At 55.2% G+C, this 14,305-nt stretch carries 11 protein-coding genes, 1 tRNA gene and 1 pseudogene; 3 read left to right on the top strand and 10 right to left on the bottom strand.

The features are described from left to right. Positions 1–66 precede the first annotated feature (66 nt). The 4 genes from B0B13_RS08620 to B0B13_RS08605 all read right to left on the bottom strand — a co-directional run bounded on the left by B0B13_RS08620 (position 67) and on the right by B0B13_RS08605 (position 4,883). Positions 67–1,761: a cyclic peptide export ABC transporter gene (locus B0B13_RS08620; RefSeq protein WP_076786550.1), complete on the bottom strand. Its 1,695-nt coding sequence runs from the start codon at positions 1,759–1,761 to the stop codon at positions 67–69. Between the two features lie 111 nt (positions 1,762–1,872). Further along, on the bottom strand, positions 1,873–2,853 hold the full coding sequence (locus B0B13_RS08615; protein ID WP_076786552.1) for a methyltransferase: 981 nt from the start codon (positions 2,851–2,853) through the stop codon (positions 1,873–1,875). Between the two features lie 51 nt (positions 2,854–2,904). Beyond that, positions 2,905–4,596: a carbamoyltransferase family protein gene (locus B0B13_RS08610; protein ID WP_076795735.1), complete on the bottom strand. Its 1,692-nt coding sequence runs from the start codon at positions 4,594–4,596 to the stop codon at positions 2,905–2,907. An 80-nt stretch (positions 4,597–4,676) separates the two neighbouring features. Then, positions 4,677–4,883 carry an MbtH family protein gene (locus tag B0B13_RS08605; RefSeq protein ID WP_076786556.1) on the bottom strand — a complete coding sequence of 69 codons (207 nt, stop codon included), beginning with the start codon at positions 4,881–4,883 and terminating at the stop codon, positions 4,677–4,679. A gap of 1,140 nt (positions 4,884–6,023) precedes the next feature. Between B0B13_RS08605 and B0B13_RS08600 the strand changes: the two genes are divergently transcribed. The 3 genes and pseudogenes from B0B13_RS08600 (at position 6,024) to B0B13_RS19300 (ending at position 8,840) form a co-directional block, all read left to right on the top strand. Next, positions 6,024–6,311, top strand: coding sequence for a muconolactone Delta-isomerase family protein (locus B0B13_RS08600; protein WP_076797231.1), 288 nt, complete (start codon positions 6,024–6,026; stop codon positions 6,309–6,311). 17 nt (positions 6,312–6,328) lie between these two features. Further along, positions 6,329–7,180, top strand: coding sequence for a dienelactone hydrolase family protein (locus tag B0B13_RS08595; RefSeq protein WP_076795732.1), 852 nt, complete (start codon positions 6,329–6,331; stop codon positions 7,178–7,180). 486 nt (positions 7,181–7,666) lie between these two features. Next, a pseudogene (locus tag B0B13_RS19300) lies at positions 7,667–8,840 on the top strand (GNAT family N-acetyltransferase). 490 nt (positions 8,841–9,330) lie between these two features. Here the strand turns inward: B0B13_RS19300 and B0B13_RS08580 are convergent. From B0B13_RS08580 to tolB, 6 genes are all read right to left on the bottom strand, one after another. Then, on the bottom strand, positions 9,331–10,020 hold the full coding sequence (locus tag B0B13_RS08580) for a hypothetical protein (protein WP_212667359.1): 690 nt from the start codon (positions 10,018–10,020) through the stop codon (positions 9,331–9,333). A 59-nt stretch (positions 10,021–10,079) separates the two neighbouring features. Next, entirely contained in the window at positions 10,080–10,682 is a 603-nt protein-coding gene (locus B0B13_RS17935; RefSeq protein ID WP_139337381.1) for a hypothetical protein, read from the bottom strand. A 788-nt stretch (positions 10,683–11,470) separates the two neighbouring features. Continuing rightward, a tRNA-Lys gene (locus B0B13_RS08575) sits at positions 11,471–11,546 on the bottom strand. Positions 11,547–11,625: 79 nt separating this feature from the next. Then, complete coding sequence (gene ybgF / locus B0B13_RS08570; RefSeq protein WP_076786564.1) at positions 11,626–12,375, bottom strand: tol-pal system protein YbgF; 750 nt, start codon at positions 12,373–12,375, stop codon at positions 11,626–11,628. 17 nt (positions 12,376–12,392) lie between these two features. Then, positions 12,393–12,902: a peptidoglycan-associated lipoprotein Pal gene (pal, locus tag B0B13_RS08565; RefSeq protein WP_076786566.1), complete on the bottom strand. Its 510-nt coding sequence runs from the start codon at positions 12,900–12,902 to the stop codon at positions 12,393–12,395. An 18-nt stretch (positions 12,903–12,920) separates the two neighbouring features. Beyond that, entirely contained in the window at positions 12,921–14,213 is a 1,293-nt protein-coding gene (gene tolB / locus B0B13_RS08560; protein WP_076795725.1) for a Tol-Pal system beta propeller repeat protein TolB, read from the bottom strand. Positions 14,214–14,305 lie beyond the last annotated feature (92 nt).

Genomic DNA, 14,305 nt, shown 5'->3' with positions numbered 1-14,305 from the left:
GAAGAATAAGGGTAAACAGAGAACCTGCCGCTTTCTTCGGCATTCAATAGCCGATTGAAAAGCAAGTCATGCTGCCGAATCGGCAGCCATACTGCTGGCAATGGAGAGGCTAGCTAGGTGTGTATCAACGCCATTTGCCAGTGTGTCGGTGGCTGAATCTGACACTACGCGTCCGCCTTTAAGCACAATGAGTCGGTCCGCCAAATGAAAAAAACGGTCATCATGGCTAATGACGATCAACGTCTTGCCTTGCTGCTTGAGTTGTGGCAGCAATGTTAAATAAAAATGTTGTCGAAAACGAGGATCTTGATCTGCAGCCCATTCGTCAAACAGGCAGACTTCCCGATCTTCAGCATAGCATTGCAGCAATGCCAACCGTTTTCGTTGCCCCGTAGAGAGACTGGTCTTTGAAAGCTTTCCTTGATCTACCGAGAGTTGTTCGTCTAATTCCAAATCACGCAACAGCGTACGTATTTGTGCATCAGGCAGCGCATTACCTTTTGCGTCAAGTACATCGGAGAACAGGAAGAAATCACCAAAAACACTGGAAAAACGTTCCCTATATGCGCTCGATCCATATGGAACGGGTTGCTCGTCCAAGCAAAGTCGTCCCGAGCTGGGCGGCAGCAGGCCACACAGCAAGTGTATCAATGTGGATTTGCCACTGCCGTTATCGCCAACAATAAATACCATTTCACCGCGGCGAATACTCAAATTGAATGGTCCAATGCCTTCACCTACCTTGCTTTCAGGGTAACGATAGCAAAGATCTTGTGCATGGATGGACTGCCATTTCGTATCAGTGTGCGACGTCGTATCCTCATCAGCTGTGGCATGCTGTGAGCGCAGATCCAGCCCGACGCGCTCAAGATGACGCAAGCTGCTCAAACCGGTGCTGACAGGCTGGCCAGAATGAATTAAAAAATTCAAAGGCCCTACGATAAACAGCGCTCCGATGACAAAGCGCACAATCACATCGGAGGGAAGCGCAAATGCTGCATAGCCCAGGTAGACCACCACAAACACGGTACCGTAAGCCGCACCGGACGACCATGCCTCATTGAGGTTCCAGCGCAGATGAACCCGTCTCATCAACCTTTGTGCTTGCCCAATCGCAGGCAGCAATAGCATGTCGTAAAAATGTTTGGCACGTGCTCGACTTAACAACATTTCCTTTTTGCCATCTGCAATCGCGTGGAAATGTTCAAACAGTGCCTCTTCACTGCGCCGCATTGCGTCAAGTGGCTTGCGAGTGGATTTCAGCAAGAATGCTGAGATCGCAAGCGGAATACCCAGTCCTACCAATAAGACAAGAAAAAGCTGAAACGACAGTGTGATTAAATAGATTGAACACACTAGCACCAAAATAACGTTATAAGCGAGATGGGGCGCAAGCATGATCAGCGGGCTAATACGGGTGATATCCTCAATCAAGACGCCAAATACAGTCGATTTATGGTTAATCAATTTGTAATAATCAACGTCAATAAATTGTTTGGATAAGTCTTTACGCAACTGACCCACCAATTCACTGCTGAGCTTTGCCAGAACGATTTGTGAAGCACCATTGGCTAGACACAGCGCACCGAACCATCCCAGCGCCGTCACAAGGCAAACCCAATTGGGTTGCGATAACCCTTGCGTTGCCAATCGATTGATATAGGCGAGCAGGCCGATCGTCAGCATTGCGCCGGCAGACGAAAGGATCGCTGTGGCAAGTAAGGGCCGGAAATACCGCTTCAGGTATTGAACCATCAACATCAATATCTTCCTTTTTCGCAGGCGGCGTTGCTCCGCTACGAATCTTGCATGGCAGACCTCCGAGTGCGTCTGCCTTCGATAGCCTACCCGTGGTCACGGTTAGTGTATTTGTCACATATAACAGTGATCTTGCGCCCCAAGTGGGGTCGTCCAATTTTCATAAGTTTTACAGGCAATTTTTTCCGTGATACTGCCACGGCGCCCCTTTTTATATTTCAATATCAGCATATGAAGGTGCGTGACGCCGTCGTTGCGAGCAGTTCTTTTCATCTGAGCAATGACGTCATCGCTGTAACCAAAAATAGTGTTGAACCTGCCGACAAAATCATCATAAAGAATGGGCTGCCGATCCAGAATAATCTCCGCTGCCAGGCCTGGTAAATGATTCTCTAGGACTTCATATAGCTTGAATGGCTTCTTCTCATCTCCCGGAGCCATCGTGACCATTTGAAGCGTACCGTCGCTTGACAAGTGCTGGTCGATATTGGACAGTATCTTTTCGACAAAGTCCATTCCATAAACGCCTGCTGCGGAGTTAAGGTAGTACTCGATTCCGGGTGGAGTAGGCTCGAACGGAGGATTGGAACAAATAAAATCGAATTGCTTATCCTTGACAGATTCAAAAATGTTCGAAATGCTGCCGTCACGAATATCGAAATTCTTATCGATGTGGTTGATGATGGCGTTATGTCCGGCCAATATTTTTGCTCTTGGATTGACATCTAATCCAACACAAGATGTGGCTCCGTTGAGTAGGCAAAAAATGCTCAATACGCCTGAACCAACGCCAATGTCTAGAACGCTCGCCTGTTCTATATCCTCTGGGGACGTATAGTCCATGAAGAATAACTGTTCCGGCTGTATTGGAAGAACTTGATCAGCATCTTGATAGTGAAAGGCATCCGTCACGATCTTGATTGGATAGGGCGACGACAATAAATCATTTTTTTCGTCGTTTTTACCATTCAGGTCGTGATGCATTGAATTCCACTGGGCTAGAGGCAAGCAGTTGGCTATCTGATGAGAGCTTGTCGCCTGATCATTGTTTTTCGTGATGAAAAAAATACATTTTTCTTCGTTTGTGTGGTGCATAGCTATATTTCTCGTATTATCTGGTTATCGGTATTGCAATCGAGCACTGACTTATCTGACGACAAACCGATCGCCAATAAACAAAGCATCAATGGCCGTTCCTTGGAACGTCTTGATTGCATCCGATGGCGTGCAGACAATAGGTTCGCTATCGTTGAATGAGGTATTGAGTACAACCGGTACACCGGTCTTATCGAAAAAATGCTTAATCAGTGCGTGGAATTTAGGGTTGCTCTCTCGACTGACCATCTGCACACGAGCGGAATGATCCTTATGAAGGACCGCTGGAATCGATGCTTGGCGATCTTGCTTTGCCGGGCAGGCGAACAGCATCAATTGGTGGCTCATCGATGCTTGGCCGAGTTCGAACCAGTTGGCGGCTTCTTCAGCCAGTACGCTCGGTGCGAGAGGACGAAATTCCTCACGGTGCTTAACCTTCACATTGAGCACCTCGCGCATCGACGCGCTGCGAGGATCGGCCAATAGTGAACGGTTACCCAGCGCGCGTGGACCAAATTCCATGCGGTCTTGAAACCAGGCTACGATCTTGCCGTCGGCGATCAGCGTTGCCGCATCGCGCGCGGGATCAGCGCTGTGTTGGGGTGATAGACCTGCGTCACGGAATGCGGCATCGATAGCGGCATCGGAAAACGCCGGGCCCAAATACGGGTTGGTATCCGCCTGCGCTGGACGTTGGCCGGAAAGCGAATAATAAAGATGTAGCGCGGCGCCAACCGCCGTGCCTGCATCGTGCGGAGCGGTGGGGACATACATTTGAGAAAATAAGCCGCTTTCCTTGATGACGGAATTGCTGACGCAATTTAACGCGACACCGCCTGCGTAGCACAATTTATCGGAGGCGGCGTGCTCACGCAGCTCGCGCACCAATCCCATAAGCGCGTGATCCGTGGCTTCTTGAAGGGCGGCGGCAACGTGGCGATGATGGTCGAGGATCGGTTCCTTATCGACTCGTGCCGGGCCAAACAATGCCTCGATCTGCTCGAAGTCGGGCAGACGGAAATGGGCTACTTCCGGATCGATCGTATATCGTCTTTCTTCTGAATTAAGCAGTTTCTTGAATCTATCTCGGAAGACAGCTGGATCACCATAAGCGGCCAGCCCCATCAGCTTGCAGGCATCATATTCAGAAAAGCCCAAATATTTGCTCAGTTTTTCCCACAGGAACCCGAGTGAGTGCGGATAGGCAACCTGATCCAGTGTCGTTATCTTATTGCCTTCCCCACGAGCCAGCAAAGTACAGCCCGACTCGCCGATCCCGTCGACGACAAGGATGGCAGCTTGATCGAAGCCAGACGGATAGAAAGTAGAAGCGGCATGAGCGATATGATGTGGAACAAAGGCTAACTTGCTGCCAAATTGACGATCTAAAAGCGCATCAATTGCACCAGGAACTTGTTTGAGCTTGGCAAGAAAAATTTCCTCTCCTTCCGCACTTCCCCAATCACCTGGTAGGCTGAGCGAATCGAGCTTGAACTCGCGCTTTCTGAGGGCGGGATCAAACGAGTAGGCGACCCCATCCAAATCAGTGGCTTTCAATCCTGCATGGGAAAGGCAAAACTGTATGCTGTTTTTTGGTAGCTCAGCTGGGCCACTGACACAAGCTTCTTTCGCATGCTTGATCCGTGTGAATCGCTCTTCTTCGGCCGCCGCTACGATTTTACCGTCGATGACAATCGAAGCGGAGGATTCATGATAGGCGGAGTTGATGCCAAGGATTTTCATATCAATATTGTTCAGTCAAGGAGTGACAAAAAATAACTTCGCTTATCACGTAAGCAGATCAGCCGCGCCGGTGCTTTGGCTCAGTCATCTTTCTCAATTAGGCTTTTGGGGCGCATGTCGGTCCAATGCGTGTTGACATAGTCAAGACAAGCTTGGCGTGTATCGGGTCCATGCACCACTTGCCAGCCCGCAGGCACCTCAGAAAAATTCGGCCACAATGAGTGCTGATTCTCAGAGTTAACCAGCACCACGAAGCTTCCATTTTGGTCATCAAAGGGATTAGTCATACATGAACTCCTTTACTTCCGCCGGTTGATAAGGTGACAGTGCCTAAAAAGAAGGAAAATGAATTCTGACTGCATTGCATACACGCTCAAAACACTCAGATGTTAAAACATTCGGCTTTACAGCATACGGCAAACGCACGTAACTACACCTGAGGAGGGCGACGGATACCTGCCTCAATATGAATTCGTAAATAGTTACCGTAGCGAAACTGACGAATACGGATCAAGCTTGCATGTAAAACGTCAACGTAACAGTGACTTGGAAGCTACGTGCAGCGTAAACGCCTCGCAATATCTAAATTAAATCCAGCGCCGAAGGGGGAGGAGGAGCGCAGGCAGGATGGATAGGTGTAGCAGGAGGTACTTCGTCATTTCCATTCACTCCAGACTTTACTTTCGTGAAACCAAACCTTTTGTTGAGATGCACTTGTCCTGCCAGCGAATCACCTCATGGCTTCATAAACAGCCGATATGTACAAGGTTTAACGATACCCAGTACCACCGTCATAAAGTGATTCAACTATAGAGGAGCTATTCGAAAAAGCCAAGCGCGCAGACCTAATTAAAACCGACAAATTTCGAACTGATATGCGCAAAGTTGCAATTTATTTGATGTAATGCTGAAATAAATGTTATTTATATTCATTATTGTAAATAATCGCTGCTCATCAAACAGTGATGACATGCGAGAGCGCTGCATTCGAGGGCTAATGTGCGATCAATTGATTCTTCTGGTTGTTGCGCACACAACTTGCATGCGATGCTTAAACGTGCATGAAATGCTAGAATGCGCGTTGCCCGATTATCTTTGATAGACGTGAAAACGGCAAGCACCATGACTCAAAATGTAAGCGCTGCGCACTTTTAACGACGGTAACCACTTATATTTGTTTTTCGACGACACCGTCGACCTGGCGCTCCGCCCACTATTTACGAGCGTTGACCCTGGCCCACAACCGTTTCCTTTCAAACGGGATAGTTCCGGCATGATGTTGATACGACGACCAGGAGGTCATGCCGCGCATCTCGGTCACCCATGCAAGCGTTGCCCTGAAGTCAACGACATGCGGGTATCGCGTGCATTGGTGGTACATCGCCGTGCCGCTACACTCAACGTATCCTGAATCGTGGAGTCGCATGATGCAATTTCTTGCTCTGTCGCGCTTGCGTACGGATCGTTATTCGGATGAGGACTTTGCACCGTTGCTCGAGGACGAGGCCCAGCGTGCCCGCACGCTGTACATCGAGGGCTCAGTGCGCCAGATCTGGTACCGCGGCGACAAGCGTGGGGCCTGCTCGATTCTCGAAGCCGATTCTGAGTCAGCGGCCCGCGCGATGATCGAGTCGTTGCCGTTGGTTAAGGCCGGGATGCTAGAACTCGAGCATCTAGTACCGCTACTGCCGTATCGCGGATTTGGTCCGCGCTGAGCATGAGGGACAGTCGAATGGACGACCCGAAGCTCAAGTCGAACAGTGCGCGCACCGCGATGGGCGCGCACGAGCGCGTATCAGCGGCGGCCTCGCCGGTGCAAGGCACTACGATCCATACCGACGCGCAAGGATTGGTGGTGGGTGAAACGAGCGTTTCGTCGGCCGGCTTTGAGGTTCCGGTCTATTTTGCAAAGCCCGGTTCGGGCGGCGGCTCGCACCCGGTGCTGCTGGTTGTGTCGGAAGTATTCGGTGTGCATGCGCACATCGCGGACGTATGCCGGCGCTTTGCTAAGCTGGGCTATCTGGCGCTCGCACCGGACCTGTTTGCGCGCCGTGGCGATGCTTCAGCGTACCAGACACTGCCTGAATTGATGCGCGAGGTGGTGTCCCGGACTGCCGATACACAGGTGATCGCCGACCTCGACGCAGTCGCAGCGCATGCCGGTGTGCTGGGTGGGGACGTCGGCCGGCTCGGCGTCACGGGTTTTTGCTGGGGTGGCCGCATCACATGGCTCTACGCGGCGCATAACGCGAGCGTCAAGACGGGCGTGGCATGGTACGGTCGGCTCGATGGCGATGTGACGGGCTGCACGCCCGCCCATCCGGTTAGCGTAGCGTCCCGGCTGTACGCGCCCGTGCTGGGCCTGTATGGCGGACAGGACCCGATCGTGCCGGCGGCACATCTGAGCGCGATGCGCGCCGGACTTGAGCAGGGGAGTCCCGCCGCCAGGTCATCGCGTATTGATGTCTATCCGCACGCCGGACATGCGTTTTTTGCCGACTATCGGGCGAGCTACCAACCCGCCGACGCTGCACATGCATGGAATGAGTGCTTGACGTGGTTGCGTTTGCACGGCGTTGCGTGATGTGTTTGGTAAGCTCGGGTTCTGCATGATCGCACGCGGACGGCTGACCTTGTCCGTTCATCGTGTCAGCGCTGTCGTTACGTCGTTCCACGCCAGTTCGCCCGGGCACACGGGTCCAATTATGCGGCCCGTTCGGGTATCGCAGACTGCGCGAGACGTTGGCCGGGGCACGGCGACGTGCTGCCGGCCAGTCGTGCCGATGCGGGCCTATCAAACAGATGTGACGGGCCGGTCCAGCGTAGCGGCCATCGGTGAAAACCCGTGTTCGCGCAACTATCTCAATGACGCGGCAACGGATCGCGAGGATCTGAAGGGCAGCGTTGCCGTCGATTTCCTCGCATGCCGGGTGCGCCTGTTGCGCCATCCACTGCGGCTGGCACGATGAAAACCACTAGCCCTAGCGCTTCTCACGGTACCGCTGGATGACTAAGACGTGCGTCAAACCCCACCGGCATCACGCCGGCCGTCATCGATGAGAGAATGACCTTGTCCACCCCGACGAACACGTTCGGCCAGCCGGTTGGGCGGCCTCTTGCCGATTGGTCTGCGCGCGCTTACCCGCGGCGCGTCACACTGCATGGACGCTATTGCCGGCTTGAACCGTTGCAGCCTGACCGGCATGCGTCAATGCTGCACGCCGCGTACGCAAAGGCGACCGACGGCCGGGACTGGACGTATCTGGCGGTCGGACCGTTCGATGACGAGGTCAGTTATCGGCGCTACGCCGAAAGTGCCGCGGCGAGCACGGATCCGTTGCATTTTGCGGTGATCAATCTAACAAGCGGCCGGGCGGTTGGCACGCTCGCCTTGATGCGCATCGATCCGGCCAACGGTGTAATCGAGGTGGGCTCGGTGGCATTCTCGCCGGAGCTGCAGCGCACACCGGCATCGACTGAAGCACAGTACCTGCTAATGAAGTACGTGTTCGACACGCTAGGATACCGTCGCTACGAGTGGAAGTGCGACAGCCTGAACGAGCCATCACGCAAGGCGGCCGTCCGACTCGGCTTTCGCTACGAGGGCACGTTCCGGCAAGCCGTCGTCTATAAGGGGCGCTCTCGCGACACAGCGTGGTTTTCGATCATCGATAGCGAATGGAGCGCGCTTGCCGCGGCGTTCGACGCATGGCTGTCGCCACAGAACTTTGATGCGCAATGCGCGCAGCGCCTTTGCCTCACGGCGATTCGCACGCAGCAGGCGGCGGCTCGGCGTGCCGGTGACCGTCCGGCCGCTTGACGCACTGCACGAGGCGGCGTGGCGGCCGCTATGGCGTGCCTATCAGGCATTCTATCACATCGCGCTAAGCGAGGCTGTATGCGCGACGACGTGGGCTAGGTTGATGGATCTAAACGAGCCGATGTTCGCCCTAGGCGCTTGTGACGCGCAGGAGCGTCTGCTGGGCATCGTGCACGCCATTTACCATTGCTTGTGCTGGACGACGGGTTTTTACTGTTACCTGCAGGATTTGTTTACGTTGCCCGACGCCCGCGGCCAAGGCGTGGGCCGGGCGTTGATCGAAGCCATGTACGAGCGTGCGCGCGATGCGGGGGCAAGCCGCGTGTACTGGCTCACCCATGAGGCAAACACGACCGCCCGTGCATTGTATGACAACCTCGCGACGTATGCCGGCTTCATTCAATACCACAAGGACATCGAATAGCGTCGCCACGGTATGGCCTGCGCAGGGGGGGGCTGCGATAGGCGCAGCACGATAAAGCGTCCGGGACCCGCTCACGCGTCGCAGACTACCGTTTGCTGGGGCGACGGAAGCAGTGGTGAACGCCATGCACGAGGATTCAGATGGCTGTGAGTCTTTCGCCCTGTCGCCTAGCGGCCAGGCGCGCACCCGCGGTGCCACTAAGCGCCAAGCCCACATGTCACAGCACCGTCTGCACTCGGGCTGTGCGACGCTTGATAGGCCTACCGCAAGCGATGACGCGCCAGCTATCGGCGCGGCATCAGCCTAGGAGCCCACACTATTAAAATAATCCACCTCCCTAGTGCCCAACAAGCGAAGCTGGTCTGTTTGTGGATCGGATTGGAGCCTTTTAAGCACTTCTTCCATGCCTGTGGCAATTGCTTCGGAATCGCGTACAGTGCTAATTCCGGGCAGTAAGGCGGGGCCTAGCGTCATGGGCGTTTGCATTGAGCTAGGGACGGCGATGGCTTGCGTCGGACTCGGGGTGGCGTAGCAGCAGCATACGGGTGTCTATCGTCGCCCGCTCTTGCTCCGTGAAGTGGTTGCGGTCCATAAAAGCGGTGACCTCGTTGACCGCATCTTGCCATTTTGGGGTTCTTAGCATGGCCCCCACCTTGCTCAGTACCTCCAGCAATGCTGTTGCGCTGCTGCCGTCAAGTAACTGCAACGCACGCTGCCACACGTGCTTCGAGAGCGCGTCGTCTAGCAGGAAGGTCCATTCCAGCAAACCCTGTGCGACCTGTACGCGCTGCTCGGGCAACACGCGCAGCAAGACTGGCTCCAGTAATTGGAGTTCGTGCGCGTGGTGCTCGCGCGGCAACATAACCAACCCGCGTGGCAGTTTACGCAGCGCAGCGCCCAGCTGCTCGTCCGGAAGCGATAGTGCTAGCTGTCGCAGCTCTGCATAGTGCGCTGCTCGCGCTTCTCTCGGTAGCCTTTCTATAGCGGCAGCTACCATGCCGACCGGCGCACCTTGTAGCGAGGGCGGCAGCGATCGTGCTTGCTGCCGCAAGGTCGCATGGGCCGAAAGCGTTTTGCTGCTGTCGGGATCCTCCAGAGGAGAGAAGCTCAGTTTCGGAGCCAATAGCGGAATCAGTTCGGCCTTCTGGGGCGCGTCCAGGTATGGCAGTTGGTTGAGCAATGCTTGATAACGTTGAATGTACCGCCGAGACGGCGTCCATACATTGACAAGCGCTTTGGCTAGTTCAGGCCAAAAATTCGCTTGATCGGGGCGACGCCGTTCAGCCAGCGCACAAGCGAAATCGAACATTCGAAGTCGCATGCTTTTCGAAATCCCCCCAGTGATGCAAGCATTGTTTTTTGTAAGGGAAGACCCTGTTCCGGGAGGCGGTCGGCTGCGGCAAATAACAATTTAAAGGCCTCGATTTTGTGTTTCTTAGATAGTCCCATTGATTGAGATTGTTTCCACAAAGCGGTGAGCGGTTCGGCCCGCAGATCCGGTTCGGCCTGTATTTGCTCAATTTCACCTATCAGTTGTTGCAGTGACGCGAGATCGGAGACGCTGGTCGCTTGCTGGTAACAGCGCCACGCCCATCGTCTTTCCTCCATCAGGGTATAGGTGTTGCGATTAACACGTGAAAACTCGGGAATATGATCCAACGGTAGGTAGCGTGCGACCTCCAGAATCACTTCGCCTGGCAAAGTGTCGTAGATTCTGGGCTTTTTGGGGTGTGTGTCGAGTGTGGTGTCCGCTGATCGTTTCACGCCCGTAGGCGGTGCAGCGGACGACCCTTGGTGGGCTTGTTCGTTCATCGTATAAATAGCGATGGGGGTAGTATCCAATGCGTCGTTAAAGTCTATCGACAACTCCGGGAATCAGATATGGGCCATGAAGCGGGTGATCAGGGCGAGAGGGCCCCGGACGCTGAGGCTAGGATAAGCGTAGGGTGTAGCGGGGCACAAATGGGCCGCCGTGGAACGAACGAGGGCGGATCATACGATGATTCACTGCCTGCTAGGCAGCAGGCTAGCAAAGAATGAATGCCTAACCGCGACCGCGAGCGGCCATCGACTAGTTTTGTGTCGAATAGTCATAACGTTTGCTCAGAAAGCGCAGTCCCTTCCTCGCCTGCGGGCTTGGCTTAGGTTGATGAACAGGCGGCCAGGCAGCAGGTGCGACGTCAACGGCGGGAGCTTTATCAAATTTTTTCTATGGTTGCTCGCCACTGGACAATAAAATGCACAATTCGGTCCGCAGAAGACCAATCGATTTCGGCCAATCTCCTGAAGCTGCGTTTCGCTTTGAACTTAATGAGCGTCTACGCGGAATGCAAAAGGTTGCACTTCACTTAGGCTTCCTGTCGATGCTGACACTCTGAGTAATCAAGCCGGAGAAGGTCGGCGACCTATTGGTTGGGCGGATTCAGATGGCGGATATTACGCCGGACGACGTCATGGTTGACGTGTACTAGAAAGCGTTGATATGGCAGCTAAACAGGCCCAACGCGAGGGTATCGATTCATTGCACGCAGCAATGAACACGTGGCCGCTCGATATGAGACGCTGTCTAATAATAGACTCATCGCCCAATGGAAAAGGGCCCACACTCACGTGCGAGCCCTTGATTTCCTTGGTAGGCCGTACTGGATTCGAACCAGTGACCAACGGATTAAAAGTCCGCTGCTCTACCAGCTGAGCTAACGACCCAAAGAGCCAAAAATTATATCGACAAAAAACCGCTTGGTCAAGCGAACGATTCACGGCGAGCCGCCGACCGGTACTCTCCTTATCGGATCTGCGCCAACCGGCTTTGTGCCGCCTGCGCGGCATTCGATCCGCTGTATCGCGCAAGCACTTGTCCCAGTGTTCGCTTCGCGGCTGCCTTCTGCCCTTGCTCCAATTGGTTGTTCGCGATAGCGAGCAATGCCTCTGGCGCGCGCGGGTGCGTGGGGTACTTTGTCACGACACCCTGCAACACTGTCGTCGACGCCTTGTAGTCTCGCTGTGCGTACAACGCATTGCCGAGCCAGTATTGTGCCGTCGGCTGATAGGGGCTGTTTAGATACTTCGACACGAAGGCCTTAAATCCCGACGTTGCGCCCTTGAAGTCACCGTTCTTGAACAGTTGCAGCGCTGCGTTGAACGCGTCCGTTTCGCCTGGCTGTACCTCGCCCTGGACGCCATCGATCGTCTGTTGCTGAGGTTCGAACTTCTTCAGTCGGGCATCCAGGTCGGTGTAGTAGTCACGCTGTTGCTTTTGCAGCGCGGCGACTTGATTGGCCAAGTCCTCGTTCTGTCCGCGCAACGTTGCTACCTGCTGGTTCAGCTGGTCAAGGCGGTTCGATTGATCGAGTATCGTGCGCTGCGCCGCGCTCATCTGGTTTGCCAACGAGTCGGCTTTCGCGCGCAGGTCCAGCACCGCCTGCCGTGCCTCGTTATCGTCGAACAGACCGGCGTGCGCAGGCGGCGCGGCAAGCGCGGCGCCTGTCGCAGCCACAGCTGCAGCAACGCGCAGCCTACTGAAACGGACTTTCATGCGTCAGTCACCACTGGTTATTGATAGACGAGATCGGCGCGGCGATTCTGCGCCCACGAGGCTTCGTCGTGGCCCGTCGCAGCCGGTTTTTCCTTACCCAGGCTCACTGCTTCCATCTGACTGTCGTTTACCCCGAGCAGTGCCAGCGCGCGGCGTACCGACTCGGCACGCTTTTGGCCCAATGCCAGGTTATATTCGCTGGTACCGCGCTCGTCGGTGTTGCCTTGGATCAGCACGTGGCGTTGCGGATGGCCCTTCAGGTATTGCGCGTGGGCTTGCAGCAGTGGCTGATATTCATTGTTGACGGCGTAGCTGTCGAAATCGAAGTAGATGCTGCGTTTGGCAAGCGGGCTGTTCGGGTTGTTAAGCTCGTCAACATTGACTTGCTGCACGTCGGTCGACTGCGGTTGCGTGCCCACGGCGCCTGCCTTGGCGTTGGCGCCTTCATCAAGCTTGACACCGGAGTGGCATGCCGCCAATGCGCCCACCATCAGCGCTGCAAAAACGATACGCAATTTGGACATCATTTGAAGCTCTCCTTATGGTTATTGCATGAAAGGGCCCCAGGACGGCTCACGCACGCCGCCGCCCGGGATCGACAACACCTGCCGTATGCTGCCGTCGGTCGAAACCGCGGCCAGCACTTGGCGGCCATTGACATGCGTCGCGTAGAGCAGGTATTGGCCGTTCGCCGCGAAACTCGGTGATTCGTCGTGCGTCGTGTCGGTGAGCGCCGTCGCGGATCCTGTCGACAGGTCCTGCAGATACAGCTTGAATGCACCGCCAACGCGCGAAATATACGCAAGTTCTTTGCCGTTCGGCGAGACGCGCGCACTGGTGTTGTAGCTGCCGTTGAACGTCACACGCTGCGCGGCGCTCACCGATTCGCCTTGTACGGGCATCTTGTAGATTTGAGGCGGGCCGCTGCGGTCGCTGGTGAAGTAGATTGACTGCCCATCCGGTGAGAAGGCCGGCTCGGTATCGATCGAGTTGCCGCGGGTAAGGCGGCGCAAGCCGGAGCCATCGGCGTTGACAATAAAGATCTGCGTATTGCCGGTCAGCGACAGCGCTACCGCGAGCTTCGTGCCGTCCGGCGACCACGCCGGTGCACTGTTGTTGCCCTTTTGGTCAGATACCATCATGCGCCGGCCGGTTGGCAAGTCGTGAATGTACACGATCGGTTTCTTTCTTTCGAAGGATACGTAGGCGAGCTTCGTGCCGTCCGGAGACCACGTTGGAGAGATGATCGGCTCCGGACTCGTCAGCGCGATATGCTCGTTCTGGCCGTCCGAGTCGGAGATCTTGAGTTGATAACGTCCGCCGTGCCGCGTCACATATGACAGCCGCGTGGCGAACATCCCGTGCGAGCCAAGTAGCTTTTGATAGATGTAGTCGGCGGCCTTGTGCGCGCTCATACGCAGCCCGCTTTCCGGGCTTACAAGTGAGAGCCCGCCCAGGCTTTGTTGCTTGACCGTGTCGTACAGACGGAATCGTACTTCGTACTGGCCGTTCGCGAGCCGCGTGACGCTGCCGCCGACGAACGCGCTTGCCCCCTTGGCCTTCCAACCGCCGAGATCGCCTGAGTCGGATTCGGACACCGGCGCGCTACCCGCGTCGATGTTGCTGAACTTGCCGCTGCGGGCCAGGTCGGCCCGCACGATCGCCGCGACCTGCTGCGGTGAACTGGCCCCGTTTGCAAAATTTGCCACCGCAATCGGGAACTGGGTCGAACCGACACCTGTGACGAGCACCGTCAGGTCGGCGCGCGCCGATGTGCCGGCGGTGATGAGCAATGACGCAACTAGCGTTTTCAGCCCCAGTTTTTTAATCAAACTCATGGCTTTTCCTACTTTCCCTGACTACATTGTTGGCGATTTTGCAACCCAGAACAGACCGTGAAACGGGGCGATCGTTCCCTTGGCGCCATCGC

Origin of the sequence: Burkholderia sp. b14 (genome assembly GCF_900156195.1) — a bacterium.
GTDB lineage: Bacteria > Pseudomonadota > Gammaproteobacteria > Burkholderiales > Burkholderiaceae > Mycetohabitans.
The sequence above is the reverse complement of the archived record's forward strand: the minus strand, read 5'-3'. Positions and strand labels throughout refer to the sequence as shown.

What these genes read in the sequence shown, in the direction of transcription:
- B0B13_RS08620 (WP_076786550.1), bottom strand. Translation starts at nt 1,761, where the DNA reads ATGTTGATGGTTCAATACCTGAAGCGGTATTTCCGGCCCTTACTTGCC.
- B0B13_RS08615 (WP_076786552.1), bottom strand. Translation starts at nt 2,853, where the DNA reads ATGCACCACACAAACGAAGAAAAATGTATTTTTTTCATCACGAAAAAC.
- B0B13_RS08610 (WP_076795735.1), bottom strand. Translation starts at nt 4,596, where the DNA reads ATGAAAATCCTTGGCATCAACTCCGCCTATCATGAATCCTCCGCTTCG.
- B0B13_RS08605 (WP_076786556.1), bottom strand. Translation starts at nt 4,883, where the DNA reads ATGACTAATCCCTTTGATGACCAAAATGGAAGCTTCGTGGTGCTGGTT.
- B0B13_RS08600 (WP_076797231.1), top strand. Translation starts at nt 6,024, where the DNA reads ATGCAATTTCTTGCTCTGTCGCGCTTGCGTACGGATCGTTATTCGGAT.
- B0B13_RS08595 (WP_076795732.1), top strand. Translation starts at nt 6,329, where the DNA reads ATGGACGACCCGAAGCTCAAGTCGAACAGTGCGCGCACCGCGATGGGC.
- ybgF (WP_076786564.1), bottom strand. Translation starts at nt 12,375, where the DNA reads ATGAAAGTCCGTTTCAGTAGGCTGCGCGTTGCTGCAGCTGTGGCTGCG.
- pal (WP_076786566.1), bottom strand. Translation starts at nt 12,902, where the DNA reads ATGATGTCCAAATTGCGTATCGTTTTTGCAGCGCTGATGGTGGGCGCA.
- tolB (WP_076795725.1), bottom strand. Translation starts at nt 14,213, where the DNA reads ATGAGTTTGATTAAAAAACTGGGGCTGAAAACGCTAGTTGCGTCATTG.